Below are 18,758 nucleotides of genomic sequence, written 5' to 3' on the forward strand. Positions count from 1 at the left end.
TACACCGCAACGCGGATCCGGGAGGACAGTATGAAGACCATAGATCGATTGCCCCTGATGGCGGGGGCGGCATCCAGCCTTGTCCTGTCGATGGCCGCGCCCGCCTTGGCGCAGGAGACGGGCCAGGAAGATGGCCGCAACCGCGTCCTGCAAACCGTCCAGGTCACCGCCGAGCGCCGCGAAGCCTCGCAGCAGGATGTGCCGGTCACTGTGGCCACCGTCGATGAGCGTATGCTGAGCGAGGGGGATTATCGCACGAGCGAGGATCTCGCCCAGCAGGTTCCCGGCCTCCAGATCAAATCCTCCTTCTCGGCCTCCAACCCGACCATTTTCATCCGCGGCGTCGGGATCAATGACTTCAATCCCGCCAATAGCGGCGCAATCGGCGTCATGGTCGACGACATGTTCTACAACTCGACCACCGGCCAGCTCTTCCAGTTGTTCGATCTCGACCGCGTCGAAGTCCTCAAGGGGCCGCAAGGCACGCTTTACGGACGCAACACGACCGGCGGTGTTCTGAGCGTTTACACCAAGGAACCCGGTTTCGAGCCGGGCGGCTATGTCAGCGCGACCTATGGCCGGTTCAATCAGCTCGACCTCGAGGGCGCAGTTACCCTGCCGGTGAGCGACAAGCTCGCCTTCCGCGTTTCCGGTGTCTCCAATACGCGCGATGGCACGCGCGATATTGCCTTCCCGGATGGGACGAGCACGGAAAAGAATGATGTCGATTTCCAGGCGGCCCGTCTGCAGATGCTGTTCGAGCCGACCAGTGCCCTCAAAATCCTCGGCAAGATCGAATACGGCAAGAGCAGCGCCACCTCGCGCTCCTATGAAAGCCAGGGCCTGATTAACTATTCGAACGGCCAGTACGGGCTTGCCGACTATGACGGCGTCTGCGGCGGGCGAGGGGCGGCGGTCTGTGGCGATGCTTTCGGCTATGTCGATGATCCGGACCCGTATTCCGGCGCTGAAAACCTCAAGGATACGCCGGAAGAGGTCGAGGCTTTCACTGCGAACCTGCAGGTGGAATGGGATCTTGGCAGTTTCGAGCTGACCTCGGTGACAGGCTATCTCGATACTGACCGCGAAGCGATCCTGGAAGTCGATGCCTCGCCCAACCGCTTGGTCGAGGAATACATCAATGATGGTTCCGAACAGTTCAGCCAGGAGGTGCGTCTGGCCTCGCAATGGGAAGGACCGATGAGCCTGATCATGGGCGCCTTCTATCTGCAGGACGAGCTGACAGGGCAGGATTCCTTCGAGCTGCTGGCTGGCGCGAACCCGACGCCGGGAACGCCTTATTTCGATGCGGTGAACTTCATCCTGCGCACCGACCGCTTTTATACCCAGAAGACCGACACGTTCGCCGTCTTTGCCCAGTCGGACTATGAGCTGACTGACCGGCTGACGGCGACGCTCGGCGCACGCTTTACCTGGGAAGATCGTGAGCTTGACCACGTCGCCTATGCCGGGCCGGTCGATGCGGTGCCGCTGGACGGCGACATGCCGGTCTATGCCAGGCTGCTGGATACTTCCAGCTTCGAGACCGACAAGCTGACCTTCGAGGAGCCGACCTTCCGGGCCGCGCTCTCCTATGATGTCAGCGACGATGTGATGCTCTTTGGCTCGGTTTCGCGCGGCTTCAAGAGCGGCGGTTTCAATACCGGTGCGACCTCTGATCCGATCGAAGCCTCTGTCGTGAAGCCGGAAAAGCTTATGGCGTATGAGGTCGGCATCAAGTCGGAATGGTTTGACCGCACGCTGCGGGCGAATGCCTCGGCCTTCTATTACGACTATACCGACCTGCAGGTCTTCGGCCTCGCGCCGGGGGCTGTCCCGACACAGACCCTGTTCAACGCCGATGAGGCTGAAATCAAGGGTCTTGAATTCGACCTGACGGCCGTGCCGGCTTCCGGCCTCGAGCTGTCACTGGCCGGAACGTATCTCGATGCCGAGTATACCGATTTCGTCACGCCGATCGGCCAGGACTTCTCGGGCAACACCATGGTGGCCGCGCCCGAATGGAGCCTTGTCGCGCGCGGGCGCTATGAGACCGGGCCGATCTGGGGCGATCTCGGCCTCGTGGCCAGTGCGGACGCGACCTATACCGGCGACCAGTACTTCGACACCCAGAACACGGCACGTCTCGGCCAGGACGCTTACTGGCTCGCCAATGCCCGCCTCGCCCTGCGGCCGCAAGGCGGTCGCTGGGAGCTCGCAGCTTTCGTGAAGAATCTGGCCGACGAAGAGTACCTGGTCGATGCGTTCGATGTCTCGGATTTCGGCTTTGACGAGCTCGTCTATGGTGACCCGCGGACCTACGGTATCAGCCTGACCTACAGGTTCGGCAGTGGTTAACCGGCCATGCCCCTTCCTTGGCAGCCTGCCGGGAGGGGCAAGCCACCGGATCGTGTCCGGCGGTGAAATGCCGAAGCGTCAGAGTTGAACGGCAAACACCGGCAAGCCGGCGAGCGCCACGCCTATGACCAGTCTTGGCAGCGAGACGCCATTGCGGGTCGCTGTCTCTGGCGTGGCCGTCTCTGCAGGACGCCGCCCCGTCACCATCGGTCTGACGAGGTTTGTCTTCAGGACGAGCCAGTAGCCCAGAACAGCCAGCACATGGAGGCCGATCATCCAGAGCAGAAGCTCGAAGGTGAACTCGTGCCACTCTGCGAATTGCCGGCCCGTCTTGAAGTCCACGAGAGATGAAAGAGGGCCTGACTCCAGGCCGTCAACATCCACGGCAAACAGGCCGAAACTGACCTGGGCGACGAGCAGGCCAAGCAGGGCCACCACGCTCAGCGCGCCGAGCGGGTTATGCCCCGTCGAGGGCACATAAGGCCTGCGCAGGCTTGAGCGGGCATAGGCCAGGATCGCCGATGGCCCCTTTACGAAGCTCGAAAAGCGTGCCGTCGGAGAGCCGAAGACGCCCCAGTACAAACGGAAGACGAGCAAGCCGAGCAGAGTCAGCCCAAGGCGCGCATGCCACGCCATATGGCCTTCTTCCGCCGTCCACCAGAGAGCCGGTATCAAGCCGACCGTGACCCAGTGGAACAGGCGGATGGTCCAGTCCCATACAAGGACGTCTTTCGCGGGGGTCGTCATGCGGCCGCCCGCTTAGTCGTCATCAGCGCGGTAGCTGTCATGGCAGTTCTTGCAGGTGCCGCCGGCTGTCTCGAAGGCGGCTTGAATGGCTTCGACGTCTCCGCTCTGGGCCGCCGTGTTCAGCTCGCCTGCCGCCGTTTCGAACTTGGTGATCGCAGCCTCGAATCCTTCAGGATCTTCCCAGATGGAATCCAGCGCCTCTGTTTCGACGCCCGAGTCTGCGCCGGTGCCTTCAGGGAACCAGTCACCAATCTCCTGCGAATGGGCTTCGACATTCGCCGCAGCCGTTTGAATATCCGCCACGTTCGGGTCGCCCTTCTTCAGCTCGTCGCTGATGGTCTTGAAAGACCCGCCCACATCTTCGAGCCCATCCTGGCGCGTCTCGATCATCTCGCTGATGGTCATGCCGTTGGGCAGCTCTTCATCGCCTCGGTATTCCGCCGATTCCGTGTCAGCGCCCCCGCAGGACGCAAGAATGACGCACAGTGATGCCAGTCCGAGTGTCTGAATCTTCATAAGGTCTTTTCCCCCAAATAGGTCGACATTTACAAGCTATCGCTTGAGGCCCGTCCGTCAAATGGCGTCTGGCCAACGAACACGGCCCGGCACGATCAGGCTTCGCTCCATTTCATATTGAACAGGCAACCCCTGAAAGACAAACCGGGAGAAATCGACGCCTGCCTTTCAGGGCTGTTTGCACAAGGTGTCCCCAATCCCGGTAGCATTTGAGGCATCTGCCTCGTGTCACCCGTCAGAGCAGGGTGTGCTCATCCTGAGCCGGGCCCTGGGCGTCCCTTCACCCGTGTGCGGACGATCTTTCGCGCCTTTCAGGAAAGCGAAACTGCCCAAGTCTTTCGCATTTTTTATGGAAACTTGCAGAATCTATTCACTGCAGCATTCACAACACTGCCCGTCAGCCTTCACCAATACAGTCAGGTCCAATCGCCCACTTGGAGACTTGATGTGAAGCCAATTTCCTTCGGTATGTTCCTGACTGGAGCATTCTTTCTATCTGCGCCGGTGCATGCTGAAGAGCTTGCCATCACCAATGCCACCGTTTTCGACGGTACGGGGGTGGCCCCGTATTCCGCCACTGTTGTGATCGAGGACGGCAAGATCGCCTCGATCGACAAGACGGGCGCGGTTCCGGACGGCATTGAGACGCTCGATGCTGATGGCAAGGCCCTGCTGCCCGGCTTTTATGACCTGCACGTCCACTATACTTTCTATGGCGAGCCCGCGACGCCGCCGCAGATCTCCCAGGCCTATCTGGCTGCCGGCGTCACCTCCGTCTTTGATTTTGCCCAGGCACCTGAAGCCTTCGGCCCGCAGCGCGAGTGGATCGAGTCCTTTCCGAGCCCGCATGTTAACTTTGCCGCGCGCATGAGCACCACCAACGGCCACGGTGCTGACTGGAGTGACCAGACCACCACCAAATGGGTGAACACGCCCTATGCCGCGAAAGAGGCCGTCGACGAGCTCGTCCCCTATGAGCCGGACGTCATCAAAGTGTTCACCGATGGCTGGCGCTATGGTTCCGGTATCGACAATACCAGCATGGACGAGCCGACGCTGACGGCGCTTGTCGAGGAGGCCCATGCCAAGGGGCTGCCCGTCCTCACCCACACGGTTACGGTTGACCGGGCAGGCCTTGCTGCCCGGGCCGGCGTGGATGTGCTCGCACACTCCATGCTGGACGAGGATGTCGATCAGGAAACTATCGGCGAGCTGCTTGAGGCCGGGACCTCCTATGCCGCGACCCTGGCAGTCTACCAGGCCGACAAACCGGGCATTGCCGACTTCGAGATGGACTCCAAGATGTGGGAAACGCGGATGGAGCGCTACAAGATTGGCCTGCGCAACATCAAGGCGCTTAGCGATGCCGGCGTGAACGTCGCGCTGGGCACAGACGCCGGCATGCGCCTGACGCCGCACGGCGAGTCCACCCTGCGCGAGATGGAACAGATGGTCCGCGCCGGCATGACGCCGACCGAAGCCTTGATGGCCGGAACGTCGAACAGCGCCAAGGCCGTCGGTCAGATCGATGAGCGCGGGGCGATCGAAGTCGGCAAGGCGGCTGATCTGATCCTGATCGACGGCAAGCCCTGGGACAACATTTCCGATATTCGCAATCTCGAAATCACCTGGGTGGACGGCGACCGCCTGTTCGGCCCTGGTGCCCCGGAACCGGTCGAGGCCGAATACATGGCAGCGTCCGTGCCGGACACGCCGCTCATCAACGCCTTCGAAACCGAAGAGGGGCGCACGAGCACGGGCGGGCTCGTCACGGGCGATCCGGACGGTGGTATGGAGCGCAGCTGGCAGGTCTATGAAGTGGTTGAGGATGAGGGCCATGGCGGTGTCCTGCGTCTCAACGCCAAGCTGGGGCGCCGCGAAGAAGCCCGCGTTGGCGTCATCCTGCCGATGAATGTCGGGCGCGTGCAGCCGATGGATGTCAGCGCATATGACGGCCTCAAGCTCGACCTGCGCGGGGATGGCGGGGAATACACCATTGCGATGACGACCCCCGATGGGCGCTGGGACTGGACCACGACGGCAGAGGAAGACTGGTCGACCAAGACGCTGGCCTTTGCCGATCTCACGCCGCCCGCTGAGGACGTTGCATGGAATGGTGAGCAGGTCTTCGATGCCCGCGTGCTGATCATCCGTCCGGGTGGCGAGCGCGCATGGTTCGATCTCGACAATGTCACTCTCTACAAAAGCGAGGCGGACACATGAAAACCAAGGTGAAAGAGGCTGAAAAAAGCGCTCCCACCACTGGGGTAGCCGAGCCGGATCGCAGGACGATGCTCAAGCTGGCGCTCGCCGGCAGTGCCGGGGTCGGCCTGTCCGCCTGTGCCGGGGGCGCTGGTGCCGCGAATACGGGGACCGATGAGGTCCTGGCCCCGGATGCGCCCGAAGCCGGGGCGATGGAGGTCAAATCCTACCGGGTCGAGGTGCCGGGGCCGAACGGGGTGGTCTCGGCCGGCCATCCGCTGGCCTCAAGCGCCGGTCTGCGTATTCTCACCCAAGGCGGCAGCGCGGCCGATGCGTCTGTGGCGACGATGGCGGTTCTGAACCTGGTCGAGCCCTGGGCCTCAAGCATAGCCGGCAACGGCTTCGGCACAGTCTATGACCCCGAGAGCGGCGACACGATAGCACTCAAATATGGTGGGGCCGCGCCGATGGCGCTGGACCCGGCAAGTGATCCGGAAGTCTATGACTGGGGCGTCAAGGCGGCGACGACGCCCGGCGCCTTTGGCGGCTGGATCGCCCTGATGCGACGCTATGGGCGGCTTTCCCTGAAAGAGGTTTTCGCCCCGGCGATTGAGTATGCCCGCAAGGGTCATCCAATGGATCCGTCGATTGCCTGGGTTCTCGACTATTATCGCGAAAAGATCGCTCAGAATCCGACCACCGCGGCCATTTTCCTGCCGGGGGGCGAGCCGCCCGAGCCGCGGGCGATCCTGAAAAACCCCGACCTCGCCAACACGTTCGAGCAGCTGGTCGATGCCGAGCAGAAAGTGCTGGCATCCGGTGGCGACCGGGACACCGCCCTCAAGGCCGCGCTGGACTATTTCTATACCGGCCCGATTGCCGAGGAAGTCGACCGTTTCTTCAGGGAAGTCGGCGGCTGGCTGCGCAAGGAAGACATGGCCGCCTACAAGGCCGAATGGGCGCCCACCGTCTCGACGACCTATCGCGGATATGGCGTGCACAGTACGCCACCGACATCGCGCGGCGGGCTGGAAGTCTGCATGCAGGCCAACCTTCTGGAGCAGTTCGACATTTCCGGCATGAAGTATGGCGACCCGCGCCTGCTTCACCTGCAGGCCGAGGCGATCAAGTTCGCCAAGGCCGACATCTATGCCTATGTCGCCGACCCGAAGTTTCACACGACGCCGCTGACAGGCATGCTGTCGAAGGAATATGCGCAGGATCGGGCGGCCCTGATCGCGCCGCGCATGTCCTCTCCATTCCCGCCGGTGACCGACTTCCGGCCTTACGACCCCTCGGCGCCGGCCCCGCCAGAGCCGATCACCCGGACGCCGGATGACGATGCCCGCTTTTCCGATACCGCAAGCCTCACCGTTGTCGATGGGGAAGGCCTGGCTGTCGTCATGACGACGACACTGGGTGGCGGGTTCGGCGCGGGGGTCGTGGCGGGCCGGACGGGCTTTCTGCTCAATAACGGCATGCGGCTTGGGTCGACCTCTCCGTACCCGGAGAATCCAAACTTCGTCGCGCCGGGCCAGATCCCGATCCTCAATAACTCGCCGGTTCTCGTTACGCAGAATGGCAGGCTGCATGCCGCCTTTGGTACGCCCGGTGGAGAGACGATCGGCCAGTCGGAATTCCAGGTTCTGGTGAACCTTCTGGATCATGAAATGGGCATTCAGGATGCCATCGAGGCGCCGCGCTTTTCCATGAAGGCAGACCCGAACTTCTATCTCGCCGGGGCGGCCTGCACGCTGCAGCTTGAAAACCGGTTCGGGGCGTCAGTCGCCGATACGTTGCGGGCCATGGGCCATGACGTTTCCATGGTTGGGCCGCTGGCCATTGGCAGCATTCAGGGCGCGCGCCTTTATGAGAATGGTGCCGTTATGGCCGGGGCCGATCCGCGCCGGATGGCGATGGCTGCCGGCTTCTAGGCGCCGATCCCGCCAAAAGAAAAAAGGGCCTGGTCCACTGGATCAGGCCCTTTCTTTTTGTGGAGACAAAGTGCCCTAATAACCGAGCGCCAGCCCATCCTTGCGCATCTCGCTGGCTGCGCCATAGCTTTCGCCTGTGTTCATCGTCGCCTGGTAGCCGCCAAAACCGCCATCGGTCCCGCCGACCGTCCACCCCATCTTGGCGAGCAGGGCCTTGGTCGTTTCCGGGACCCCGGTTTCCAGCTTCAGTGTGCCAAGCCCCGGCGTGTAGACGCCGGTCGGCTGGGAAGACCCGTCATGGCGCCAGCGCGGGCAATCCCCGGCGGCCTGAAGGTCGAGGTCATAATCGACCATGTTCAGGATAATCTGCGTCTGGCCCTGAGGCTGCATCCCGCCGCCCATCACGCCGAAGGCGAGCCAAGGGGCGCCGTCTTTCAAGGCGAAGCCCGGAATGATGGTGTGGAAGGGGCGTTTTCTCGGCGCGTAGATGTTCGGGGAGTCTTCCTGCAGGCTGAAGCCGGCGCCCCGATTCTGCAGGCCGAAGCCGAGCCCGTCCGCCATCAGGCCGGAGCCCATGCCGGCATAATTCGACTGGATCAGGCTGACCATCATGCCATCGGCGTCACTGACGGTGAGATAGGTTGTGCCCCCCTTGTGTGGGGCATCGCCCGGGAAGGCGCGCTCCATCGGCCGGTCCGGCCGGATCAGTTCGGCGCGCTTCTGTCCGTATTCGTCCGAAAGCAGCGTCTCGATCGGAATGTCCGCAAAATCCGGATCGGCGATGTATCGGGCCCGATCCTCGAAGGCCAGGCGTTTTGCCTCAGCCTGAAGGTGGATCGAGCGGGCCGACATCAGCCCGGCATCGCGCATGTCGAAATTCTTCAGGATAGAGAGCATTTGCAGGGTGGCTGGTCCCTGGCTGTTGGGTGGCATGCCGTAGACGCTTACCCCGTCGCGATAGTCGACATGGTTCGGCTCCACCCACTCGGCATGCTGCGCGGCAAGGTCGGCGCGCGTCATCCAGCCGCCGATGCGTTTGAAATAGGCCTCGATCGTGTCCGCGATCGGCCCGTCATAATAGGCATCTCGGCCACCTTCGCCGATGAGGCGCAGCGTGCGGGCGAGATCAGGGTTTCGGACGATCTCGCCTTCGACCGGAGTGCGCCCGCGCGTCATGTAGATCTTCTGGATATTCTCGGTTTCTTCCACCCCGGAGTCGGGCGAGAGGAACCAGGCCATGTCGCGCTTCATCCGGTCGGCGATCATCAGGCTGATCGGCATGCCCTCTTCGGCAATGTCCGCGGCCGGTGTCATCAGATCCTTCCAGGGCAGCTTCCCGTAGCGTTGATGCAGCGTCCACCACGCGTCGACGGCGCCCGGCACGGTGACGGCCGCGGCGCCGAGAAACGGGACGCGGTCATTCTTGGACCGCGCGCGCAGCGTTTCCAGTGAAAGCGCGGCTGGCGAGTGGCCCGACCCGTTGAGGCCGACGACTTTTTTCTGCGCCGGGTCCCAGAGCAGGCAGAAGGCATCGCCGCCGATCCCGTTGGCCGTCGGTTCGACCACACCAAGCGTGGCATTCGCGGCAATGGCGGCATCGATTGCGGACCCGCCGGCCCGAAGAATGTCTATGGCGACGAGGCTGGCCCTCGGGTGAGAGGTCGCTGCAGCCCCGCTCATGCCCCAGACAACGGATCGCGAGGCAAAGGGCGAGCCTGCCAGCCGGTCGCCCGAATAGATCGTGCTGCTAAGCGGCGGCTCTGAAGGAGGGCTCCCAGCCTGGGCTGGCGTCGCGTCTGACGCGGCGCGCGGTGTTGCATATGAGCTGAACGTGAATGCGCCTGTGGCTGGCGCGGCGAGAAGAAATTGTCTGCGCTTCATCATGGATATGTAATTTTGAATGGGAGGGAATGGACGGCGTTGTCCGGACAAAGAGCCTCCCCTTTTTGAGTCGTGCCGAGCAAGCGCAAACCGGACCGGGCCGGGACACGACCGAATGCTTGTCATCGATTAAAGCAGCCACGCCCAGAGATGGGGCAAATATTCGCGAGAACCGGGAAGCCTTATCCCCTATGGTGGAAAGTATTTACCCATGGATGAAGCATGTAACACATTTGTGCAAAAGGTTCACAGCCTGAACCAATTCTGGTCATCGGGATATTTCTCGAATGGCCCGCCTTTTCCCGCCTTTACCTGCCGGGCAAAAGCTGTCTCCATCATTACACGGTCAAGCGTATGTATAGCCTATACATAGACCCCCAAAACAAGCACCTCTTGCAACGTCGCAAGAGCAATAAATCCAAATTTGCTTTTGCCAACGGCGGCAAAAGAGGTCTTCATGTAAATAATAAAGGCAATTGAGCTTGGCCTAATTCAATCAATTAGGGGTGTTTGCTCAATGTCGAACTATATGGGGCAGCACAGATTGCGTTCTGTGCTCAAATCTACTTGCGGAGCCGTGTGTCTTTCCGCCTTCCTAGCTTCCGGCGCATTTGCTCAGGAAGCTGATGAAGGCGAAGCGCCGGAAGATGCCGTATCCAAACAGGAAACCGTCCTCGTCGTCGGTTCCCAGATCCAGGGGGCCAAGATTACCGGCGCGCTGCCAGTGTCGGTTGTCGGAACAGACGAGATCGAGGCGACCGCCGCGGTTTCTGCTGAGGATCTTTTCCGCACTGTTCCCTCAGCGGGGGACATTACATTCAACGGGACCTATCTCGGGGGCGGCAACTCCAACGCCGCACGCGGTGACGTTTCCACTGTCAGCCTGCGCGGGCTGGCGCAAGGCAATACGCTGGTCCTGATCAATGGTCGCCGTTCGGTCGTCCACCCGACCTCCCAGACCGACAACCAGACGCCGGTCTTTGGCTACAATGTGAATGCCGTTCCGGTTCAGGGGCTCGCCCGTGTGGAAGTTCTGAAAGATGGCGCGGCTGCCCTCTATGGCTCCGATGCTGTCGCCGGCGTGGTGAACAATGTCCTTCAGGAAGACTTTGTCGGCCTCAATCTCGACCTCCAATACGGTGTTGCCGAGGGCACCAATATGGACGAGCTCTCAGGCTCGCTCCTGTACGGTACCGATTTCGACAACGGCAAGGGCAACATTTCCGTCTTCCTGGGCGGCACAACGCGCGACGCACTGCTCGATTCCGATCAGGATTATACGGCCGACGCTGACAAGCGCCCCTTCGTGGTCGGAACGCCTTGGGAAGGGCTCGTCGCCTTTGACGGCCGCAGTGGCTATTATGCGCCCTGGGGCCAGTTCACGCCGAACACACCTGTTGGCGAAATCGCCGCCGATGGCACGCCCTTCACAAACAGCGCCGGCACCTTCCATGTCCAGCCGCCCAATCTCGGCGATGGCTGTCTTTATGATACCGGCAGCGGCGTCTGCTATGGCGGCGGCTCCATTTACGGGGCAGCTTACCGGGACATGTGGGGTAACCCCGAACAGATGTTCGATACGCTCACCACGCTCCCTGCAGTCGACCGCCTCAACTTCTTCAGCTTCGTCAATTATGACGTCAGCGATGAGCTGACCCTTTACGGCGAAGTCGGAGCCTATAATGCCGAGACGGAAGCCGTCATCGGCTCCGGCGCCTCGCTTGGATCCGGCCCGATTACGGTTTCGGAAACCGCTTATTGGAACCCTCTTGGGGCCGTCGGTGTGACCAACCGCATCGACGGGCTGAGCGCGAATGTGCCTGAGGATGGCCTTGCCCTCACAATCAACGCCTATAACTATGCCGATGCTGGCACGCGGAACGTGACGGTCGAAAACGAGCAGTACCGTCTGCTTGCCGGCGCCAAAGGGGAAAAGTGGGGCTGGAACTGGGATTCAGCGGTGCTCTACAATGAAGCCACCGTGAAGGACTCTGCCGACGGGTACGATTCGAATCTGCTTCAGGCCGCTATCAACCGGACTGACGAGTCGGCCTACAACCCGTTCTGTGGTGGTGACCCGGCTAATCCGGACGCGGGCGTTCCGACCTGCAATTCGCAAGAAACGATCGACAGCTTCATGATCACCCAGGTTCGCGAGAACAAGACGGCGCTCTACCTCGCTGACTTCAAGATCTCGAAACCGGATCTCTTCACCATCTGGGCGGGTGATATCGGTATTGCCGGCGGTGTCGAATTCCGCCGTCATACCTACAAGGACAACCGTGATCCCCACCAGGATGGCTCGCTGCCGCTCTATGATCCGGACGGGAATTTCGTCTCCGGGTCGAGCCTTGTTGGCCACAGTCCGTCGCCCGACGTGAAGGGTGACCGGAATGTCACGTCGGCCTATGCGGAACTCGCCATCCCGCTGGTTTCGCCGGACATGGGCATTCCGCTGGTTCAGGCTGTCGATGTGCAGGTCGCCGGACGCTTCGAAGACTATTCCGACGTCGGATCGGTCGCCAAGCCGAAGGTGGCGGGGTCCTGGGACGTGGTCGATGGCCTGCGCTTCCGTGGTTCCTGGTCGGAAGGTTTCAAGGCGCCGAACCTGGAAGTGGTGAACACCACGCTGCTCGAACGCGTGAACGGCTATCCGGATTATATCCAGTGTGAAGCCGCCGTGCGTCAGGACCGGATTCCGGACTACACCCAGTGTGCGACCCTCGGCGTGACCGTAGCGAGCCTTCGCGGGGGTAACCCGGACCTCGAGCCGGAAGAGTCGACCAGCTATTCCTATGGTGTGGTCTTCGAACCGCAATTCCTGCCGGACAGCTTTGGCGACCTGACCTTCACGGTCGATGCCTGGCACATTGAGCAGGAGAATGTGATCGGTCTTCTGAACGATGCCGATGCGCTGGCCTACGACTATGTCCTGCGCCTGCAGGGCCAATCGAACCCGAACATCGTCCGGGCCGATCCGACTGCCCAGCAGATCGCTGACTTCGCCGGAACAGGACTCGATCCGGTGGGCGATGTCGTGAACGTCAACGCCGTCTTCACGAATCTCTCGCCGCTTGAGGTCGAAGGGATCGACTATGGCGTCGTATGGAACGTGCCGGTCGGGCCGGGCGAGTTCTCCATGAACTTCAACGCCACCAATCTCGAAAAGTACTATCAGAGTCCGACGGCGGAAGCTCAGGCCGTTCTGGATGCGCAGGCGGCTGGCGAGATCAGCCCTGTTGTCAGCGTGAGCGGCGGCGGCAGCCTGATCGAGGATGGCGGGCGTCCGGAGTGGAAGTATTCCGCTTCCTTCTCCTACGCCCTCAACCAGTGGAAGTTCGGCGCCTTCACCCAGTATACCGGCGAGGTCTACGATGATGGTGCGGTGACCACCACCGGGGATCCGTGGCTGATCGACGACCAGACCACCTGGAACTTCTACGGCCAGTACAGCTTCGAGAATGATTCCTGGACCAATGACACCACGGTCCGTGTCGGTGTCCGGAATGCCTTCGACGAAGATCCGCCATTTGCCAGTGGCTATGGCTACCTGTCTTCGCTGTACCAGCCGATCCCGCGCTACTGGTACATGAACATCAAGAAGTCCTTCTAGTCGTTCGCAAAACAGGGTCCGCCAGTCTCTCCTCGGCTGGCGGGCCCATTTCTGTTGTCTGCGTGGGCATGCCGCTCACGTGATTTGTCTTTCTGGAGCTCGTCCCATGAAACTCCCAGCGTTCCTTCAGGCGGCCTCCGCGCTCGCCATCACCGCCTGCCTCTTGTCGGCAGGCTGCGCCAAACAGCCCGCCACCTCAGAAACCCCCGAGACGCCGGCCGCCGAAACGGCCGATGGTGACCGTGTCCTCATCGATGTCACGATGACCCAGGGCACCAACATGTCGGCAGCTCTCTCTCCCGATGGTGAGACGTTGGCGATTGCGCTGCAGGGCGTGATATGGACGCTGCCGGCCTCCGGCGGCAAAGCGACCGCCATCACACCTCCAGTGATGGACTCCCATGAACCGGCCTGGTCGCCGGACGGGACGACGCTCACCTTCTATGCCTTCGCCGAGAATGCGTTCTCGATCTGGACGGCCAAGGCCGATGGCTCGGATCTGACAGAGATCGAGACCGGTGAGGCCGATGCGCGTTATCCGAGCTTTTCGCCCGACGGCGAGTCGATCCTGTTCTCGACAGACCAGAAGGGCGGCTATCAGGTCTGGTCGCTCGACCTGGCCTCCGGCGAAGCCAAACAGCTCACCGTTGCTGACGAGACCGGCTACGAGACCCCAGTTGCGCCTTATTTCCGTGGTGCGGGCAATGCCGTTTATCCGACTCTCTCGCCGGACGGGACGACCATGGCCTTTGTCATCGATGGCGAGATGGACACGCTCGTCACCAGCAAGCTCGATGGCGCATCCGAATTCAATTTTCTCCATACCGCCGCGACGCTTGGCGCCCCGGCCTGGTCGGGCGATTCCCAGACCCTCTATGTCGCTGGCCTCCTCGATGATGCCGGTCTCCTGACGGCGGTCCCGGTGGACGGCAGCGAGCCGACAAAGCTGGTCGAGGGCGGCGATATCTTTCCCTTCCGCCCCAGCCTGATGAGCGATGACACGATCCTCTACACCGCCGATGGCGACATCAAGACAGTCTCGACCTCGGGAGAGGCTGGCGCGACGATCCCGTTCGAAGCCACGGTGAGGCTGGACCGGACGCCGTATGAGCGGCGCACTTACGATCTGGCGTCGACAGATCCGCAAGAGGCTCTCGGCATCATCGATCCCGTCCTCTCACCCGATGGCTCCAAAGCCGCTTTCGCCGCGCTGGGGGATCTCTGGATTGCCGATCTGACGGCGCCTGGCGAAGCCCCCGTCAATGTCACTGAGGACGCCTTTATCGACCTTTCGCCTTCCTGGTCGCCCGATGGCGAGACGATTGCTTTCTCGACGGATCGCGGCGGCGTGACGAATGTCTGGCTCTACACCGTCGAGACCGGTGAAATGTCCCAGCTCACCGACAATCCCAAGCCGGCGAATTCGCCCATCTGGTCGCCGGACGGGACGCGGATTGCCTATCTCGCCGACGCGCTGACGACCGTTTTCCTTGGCAGCACGGTGAATGCGGTTGATGTCGAGACCGGCGAGGACATCCAGCTCTCCGAGCCGATCTTCGGGCCGAGTGCGCCCGGATGGTCGCCTGATGGTTCGGTCGTGACCGTTGTCAGCCGGCATCCGGTCACCAGCCGTTTCCGTGAAGGCTACAACGCCCTGTTCCTGATGCCCTCGGATGGCGAGGGCGAGCCGTCCTGGGCCACGCCGGTCGGGGATGAAACATCGCTTGGCCGGCGCCAATGGAGCCGGCCAGCCTGGTCCTCGGCGGGTGACATGGTCTACCGCCTCGATGGCGCGCTTTACCTCGCCCCCATGGACGCCGACGGCACATTTGGAGCGTCCGAGAAGATCGCAGAGGCCGGGGAAAACCCGTCCTGGTCAGCCGATGGCAGCAAGCTGATCTATATCGATGGCGCCGACATCCTCAGCTATGACAAGGCCAGCGGGGAGATCGCCACGCTGGACATCAAACCGACCTGGTCGGCCGACATGCCGGACAGTCTCTACACCATCCGCGCCGGATATCTCTTCGATGGCGACAGCGACACCTATCAGGAAGGCATCGACATTGTCGTGGAAGACGGCCTTATCCGCGAGATCCGGCCCGCAGGCGATTCCGAGCCGGAGGGCGAGCTGATCGATGCGTCCGACGCTTATGTCCTGCCCGGCCTGATCGAAAGCCATACCCACCAGTCCATCAGCCAGGGCTGGGACCTCGGTGAGACCTGGTTCGCCAATGGCATCACCACCGTCCGCGAGACTGGTGATGACCCCTACCACGCCGTGGAACGTCGGGAGGCGGCCGCTGCAGGCGTGCGCCCGGCACCACGCGTCTTTACGGCAGGGCCGCTGAATGAAGGCGCCCGTATCTCCTACGGTGTCTCCGAAACGGTCGGTACTGTGGAACGGGCGAAGGACTCCATGCGCCTGTCGGATGAGCTGAAGCTCGACTTCTACAAAAGCTATGTCCGCCAGGATTACAGCGTCCAGAAGGCGGTGATCGAGATGGCGCATGAGAGTGGCATTCCGGTTACCACTCACGAGCTCTATCCCTCCGTCGCCAATGGCCTCGACCAGATGGAGCATTTCGGGGCGACCAGCCGGCGCGGTTATTCCCTCAAGATTTCCGCGCTCGGCTACAGCTATCAGGATGTGGTCTCACTGATCTCGGAGTCCGGGCTTGTGGTGACCCCCACCCTCGCGCTCATGACACGCTACGGAGCTCAGCAGACCGGGCCAATGGGCGCAACGCTCAAGGCGATCATGGACAATGACGGCAAGATCGTTGCGGGCACGGACTCGCCTTTCATTCCGTATGGGGAATCCCTGCACAAGGAGCTGGAGATCTACCAAGGCGCTGGCGTTGCAACCCCGGATGTCCTGAAGACAGCCACCAGCGCTGCCGCCGATGCCATCGGAGTTGGCGACCAGCTGGGCCGGGTGAAGCCGGGCTATCTCGCAGACATCCTGATCCTGTCGGAAGATCCGCTGAAAGGTATGTCGGCCCTCGAAAGTGTGGAGACCGTGCTGAAAAACGGCGAGGTCGTCTACGAAGCCGGCGACAGCGAAGACTGACCAAGGCAAGGCAGAGCCATGGGGCATGTCGCCCACATGGTTCTGCCTGTTTTTCTGGGCGAGCCCGCCTAGGTCGTGGACTCATAAGATCTTGTCCAGAGGCGTGTTGAGGCGAGGGCGACGGCGGCTAGGAAGTTTCTTGCGAGTTTGTCGAACCGGGTTGCGCATCGCCTGAAGTGCTTGAGTTTGTTGAAGTATCGCTCGACCAGATTGCGTTGGCGGTAGATGCTCCTTGCGACGGAGCGCTGGACTTTCCGGTCACGCTGGGTCGGAATGTGAGCCTTGGCCCCGACCGCTTCGATCTGCTCGACCAGAGCGCGGGCATCATAGCCTCTGTCGGCGACGACGTGCCGGGCCCGTTTCAGGCTGTCGATCAGCTCGGCGCCCATGGCCTTGTCGCCGGCCTGTCCGGGCGACAGCGCGAGGCGGATGGGCAAACCGGCTTCATCGACGATGGCGTGGACCTTGGTGCTCAGTCCCCCGCGAGAGAGACCGATGGCGTGATCCGGGCCCCCTTTTTTCCGCCTGCGGCGTGCTGGTGGGCGCGGATGATCGAACTGTCGATGAAGGCCATGGATTCAGGGCTCTGCTCGGCCAGAGCATTGAAAATATTGATCCAGACGCCCGCTTTCGCCCATCTGTTGAAGCGGTTGTAGACCGTCGTGTAAGGGCCATATCGCTCCGGCAGGTCGCGCCAGGGCGAACCGGTGCGCAGGATGTAGAAGATCCCGTTCAGCACCCGCCGGTCATCCGTTCGCGCCACCCCGCGCGGCTTGTTCGGCAAGAGCGGCGCGATGATCGACCACTCCGCGTCACTCAAATCAAATCGGGCCATGATGTACCTCCTTCAAGGAAAGTGAATCATGACCCGAACAATCTGGGAATCCTCTTTATGAGTACAGGACCTAGTCGGAGGCGGGCTCCAGCCGTTTGCGGGTTTCTGTTCCGGTGAGGCTTGCCCCAGTCAGAACCTCCACGCTCTGCAGGAAAGCGTCGATATCGGTCAGGCGGAAAACGCCGCTGACCTGATAGGTGCGAAGCTCCTCCCCGACAATCTCCACATGCCTGTCCGTATAGCGTTCGAAGGCCTGGACGGCGTCGGCAAGCGTTGTCTCGTCGAAGACCACGCGGGCACTCGTCCAGTTCGGCTGGCCGGCGTCGAGCGTTTCGGGCAGGTCGAATGCGGTGAGCCCCGCCGGGGTGAGCGTCGCGCCCGTCCCGGCCGTATAGACCTCGGTAACCGATGGCGTCGCCAACCGGACCGTGCCTTCATAGACTTCCAGCCGCCAGCTGTCAGGGCTGCGCTCGACGGCATAGGCGGTGCCGAGCGCCGTGAAGGACACCGCGTCGCTGCCCACTCGGAAGGGGCGTGCGGCATCCGGCTCGACATCGACAAAGAGGCGGCCGCTCTCGAGCGTCACATGACGGTTCGTCTCACTGAGGACTACCGTCGCTGCAGACTTCGCATCGAGGACAAGCCTGGAGCCGTCGGCCAGCGTGTGTTCTGCAATTTCGCCGGTCGGTGTGGCATAGTGCTCGCCGCCGCCACCCCCGGCCGGGAATGGCTGCAGGACGAGGACAAGCGCGACTGCGGCTGCCGCAAGGGCGCCAAGCCCGCCGGCGATCCATGGCATGCGTGGCCGGCCAGAACGCTCGTGAGGCTTACGGGGCGAACGACGCACGGTCGCGCGCGGCGCCGCAGTCTCTGTCTCGATGACGAGTTCACCGGCCGCATCCCATTCATTGGCCATGCTGTTGAACGCGCTGACGTGGCGCGGGTCGGCATGCAACCAGCGTTCGAAGGCCTCGCTGGTCAGCCTCTCGGGAGCCTCCTCGATGCGCAGCAGCCACTCGGCGGCGTCTTCGAGGATGGCCTCGTCAAATCTGGGGGCTGTCTTATCCATCTTCACGCTGGCCACGCTGTTTGACGAGGAAGATCATGGCGTCGCGCAGGTGGCGGCGGACAACGGCAATCGTTACTTCGCACGCGCGCGCGATCTGCTCATAGGTTTCCCCTTTCAGTCGGTAGCGGACAAATACCTCTTTTGTCAGGGCCGGAAGCGCATCAAGGTCTGCCAGCGTAAGTTGCAGGGCCTGCTTTACTCCATAGGCGGATTCGGGGCCTGGAGAGGGGCTGGCCGGGTCGTGATCCATCTCGTCATAATCAACATGCGGCGGACTGGCCGCCCGGGAGCGATACCGGTCCCGTATTAGGTTGACGATAATGGTGCGCAGAAATGCGATGTCATTGCGGATTTTTTCGCGTGCCCCATAGCGCGCCAGGCGGGCAAAGGCGTCCTGGACGATTTCTTCCGCCTCTTCCGGGCCGGCGCCTTTCGTGCGCGCAAACCCCACCAGCCTCGTGAACTGGGCACGGTACAGGGTCTCGATGGGGGCGTGCCGCGGCATCAAGAGAGGCGTTGTCCTCACACGG

The 18,758-nt window shown here is 62.0% G+C and carries 11 protein-coding genes; 5 read left to right on the forward strand and 6 right to left on the reverse strand.

Annotated elements, in window-relative coordinates; genetic code table 11:
• The first annotated feature begins 30 nt into the window (after window positions 1-30).
• Window positions 31-2,358 (forward strand): TonB-dependent receptor, encoded by a 2,328-nt coding sequence (locus B8784_RS16960; RefSeq protein ID WP_084399079.1) that lies wholly within the window; start codon window positions 31-33, stop codon window positions 2,356-2,358.
• A 78-nt stretch (window positions 2,359-2,436) separates the two neighbouring features.
• Here the strand turns inward: B8784_RS16960 and B8784_RS16965 are convergent, their stop codons facing one another.
• Together B8784_RS16965 and B8784_RS16970 are read right to left on the reverse strand one after the other, a co-directional pair.
• Entirely contained in the window at window positions 2,437-3,105 is a 669-nt protein-coding gene (locus B8784_RS16965; RefSeq protein WP_084399080.1) for a cytochrome b/b6 domain-containing protein, read from the reverse strand.
• A gap of 12 nt (window positions 3,106-3,117) precedes the next feature.
• The gene (locus B8784_RS16970) at window positions 3,118-3,621 is read right to left on the reverse strand and encodes a c-type cytochrome (RefSeq protein WP_084399081.1); all 504 of its coding nucleotides are present in this window, start codon (window positions 3,619-3,621) and stop codon (window positions 3,118-3,120) included.
• Between the two features lie 447 nt (window positions 3,622-4,068).
• Between B8784_RS16970 and B8784_RS16975 the strand changes: the two genes are divergently transcribed.
• Both B8784_RS16975 and B8784_RS16980 read left to right on the forward strand, forming a co-directional pair.
• The gene (locus B8784_RS16975) at window positions 4,069-5,844 is read left to right on the forward strand and encodes an amidohydrolase family protein (protein WP_143435603.1); all 1,776 of its coding nucleotides are present in this window, start codon (window positions 4,069-4,071) and stop codon (window positions 5,842-5,844) included.
• The gene (locus B8784_RS16980) at window positions 5,841-7,757 is read left to right on the forward strand and encodes a gamma-glutamyltransferase family protein (protein ID WP_084399083.1); all 1,917 of its coding nucleotides are present in this window, start codon (window positions 5,841-5,843) and stop codon (window positions 7,755-7,757) included. Before B8784_RS16975 ends, B8784_RS16980 begins: the two co-directional genes overlap by 4 nt.
• Window positions 7,758-7,832: 75 nt before the next feature.
• Here the strand turns inward: B8784_RS16980 and ggt are convergent, their stop codons facing one another.
• Window positions 7,833-9,638 carry a gamma-glutamyltransferase gene (gene ggt, locus B8784_RS16985; RefSeq protein ID WP_084399096.1) on the reverse strand — a complete coding sequence of 602 codons (1,806 nt, stop codon included), beginning with the start codon at window positions 9,636-9,638 and terminating at the stop codon, window positions 7,833-7,835.
• A gap of 577 nt (window positions 9,639-10,215) precedes the next feature.
• Here ggt and B8784_RS16990 point away from each other — a divergent pair.
• Both B8784_RS16990 and B8784_RS16995 read left to right on the forward strand, forming a co-directional pair.
• Window positions 10,216-13,251, forward strand: coding sequence for a TonB-dependent receptor domain-containing protein (locus B8784_RS16990; RefSeq protein ID WP_158085727.1), 3,036 nt, complete (start codon window positions 10,216-10,218; stop codon window positions 13,249-13,251).
• A gap of 106 nt (window positions 13,252-13,357) precedes the next feature.
• On the forward strand, window positions 13,358-16,324 hold the full coding sequence (locus B8784_RS16995; RefSeq protein ID WP_084399084.1) for an amidohydrolase family protein: 2,967 nt from the start codon (window positions 13,358-13,360) through the stop codon (window positions 16,322-16,324).
• 68 nt (window positions 16,325-16,392) lie between these two features.
• Here B8784_RS16995 and B8784_RS17000 read toward each other — a convergent pair.
• From B8784_RS17000 to B8784_RS17010, 3 genes are all read right to left on the reverse strand, one after another.
• Window positions 16,393-17,159 (reverse strand): IS5 family transposase gene (locus B8784_RS17000; protein ID WP_143435605.1). Its coding sequence is split into 2 segments (ribosomal slippage): window positions 16,393-16,850 and window positions 16,850-17,159, totalling 768 coding nucleotides; the frame shifts between segments, so codons are not numbered across the junction.
• A 70-nt stretch (window positions 17,160-17,229) separates the two neighbouring features.
• Window positions 17,230-18,228 (reverse strand): FecR family protein, encoded by a 999-nt coding sequence (locus B8784_RS17005; RefSeq protein WP_084399085.1) that lies wholly within the window; start codon window positions 18,226-18,228, stop codon window positions 17,230-17,232.
• Window positions 18,221-18,733 carry an RNA polymerase sigma factor gene (locus B8784_RS17010; RefSeq protein ID WP_233356211.1) on the reverse strand — a complete coding sequence of 171 codons (513 nt, stop codon included), beginning with the start codon at window positions 18,731-18,733 and terminating at the stop codon, window positions 18,221-18,223. Before B8784_RS17010 ends, B8784_RS17005 begins: the two co-directional genes overlap by 8 nt.
• Window positions 18,734-18,758: the final 25 nt, after the last annotated feature.

Source organism: Henriciella aquimarina (assembly GCF_002088975.1).
In the GTDB taxonomy this organism is placed as follows: Bacteria; Pseudomonadota; Alphaproteobacteria; order Caulobacterales; family Hyphomonadaceae; genus Henriciella; species Henriciella aquimarina.

Bases quoted from the DNA above. Each gene is read 5' to 3' on its own strand.
- B8784_RS16960 (WP_084399079.1), top strand. From the start codon at position 31: ATGAAGACCATAGATCGATTGCCCCTGATGGCGGGGGCGGCATCCAGC.
- B8784_RS16965 (WP_084399080.1), bottom strand. From the start codon at position 3,105: ATGACGACCCCCGCGAAAGACGTCCTTGTATGGGACTGGACCATCCGC.
- B8784_RS16970 (WP_084399081.1), bottom strand. From the start codon at position 3,621: ATGAAGATTCAGACACTCGGACTGGCATCACTGTGCGTCATTCTTGCG.
- B8784_RS16980 (WP_084399083.1), top strand. From the start codon at position 5,841: ATGAAAACCAAGGTGAAAGAGGCTGAAAAAAGCGCTCCCACCACTGGG.
- ggt (WP_084399096.1), bottom strand. From the start codon at position 9,638: ATGAAGCGCAGACAATTTCTTCTCGCCGCGCCAGCCACAGGCGCATTC.
- B8784_RS16995 (WP_084399084.1), top strand. From the start codon at position 13,358: ATGAAACTCCCAGCGTTCCTTCAGGCGGCCTCCGCGCTCGCCATCACC.
- B8784_RS17005 (WP_084399085.1), bottom strand. From the start codon at position 18,228: ATGGATAAGACAGCCCCCAGATTTGACGAGGCCATCCTCGAAGACGCC.
- B8784_RS17010 (WP_233356211.1), bottom strand. From the start codon at position 18,733: ATGCCGCGGCACGCCCCCATCGAGACCCTGTACCGTGCCCAGTTCACG.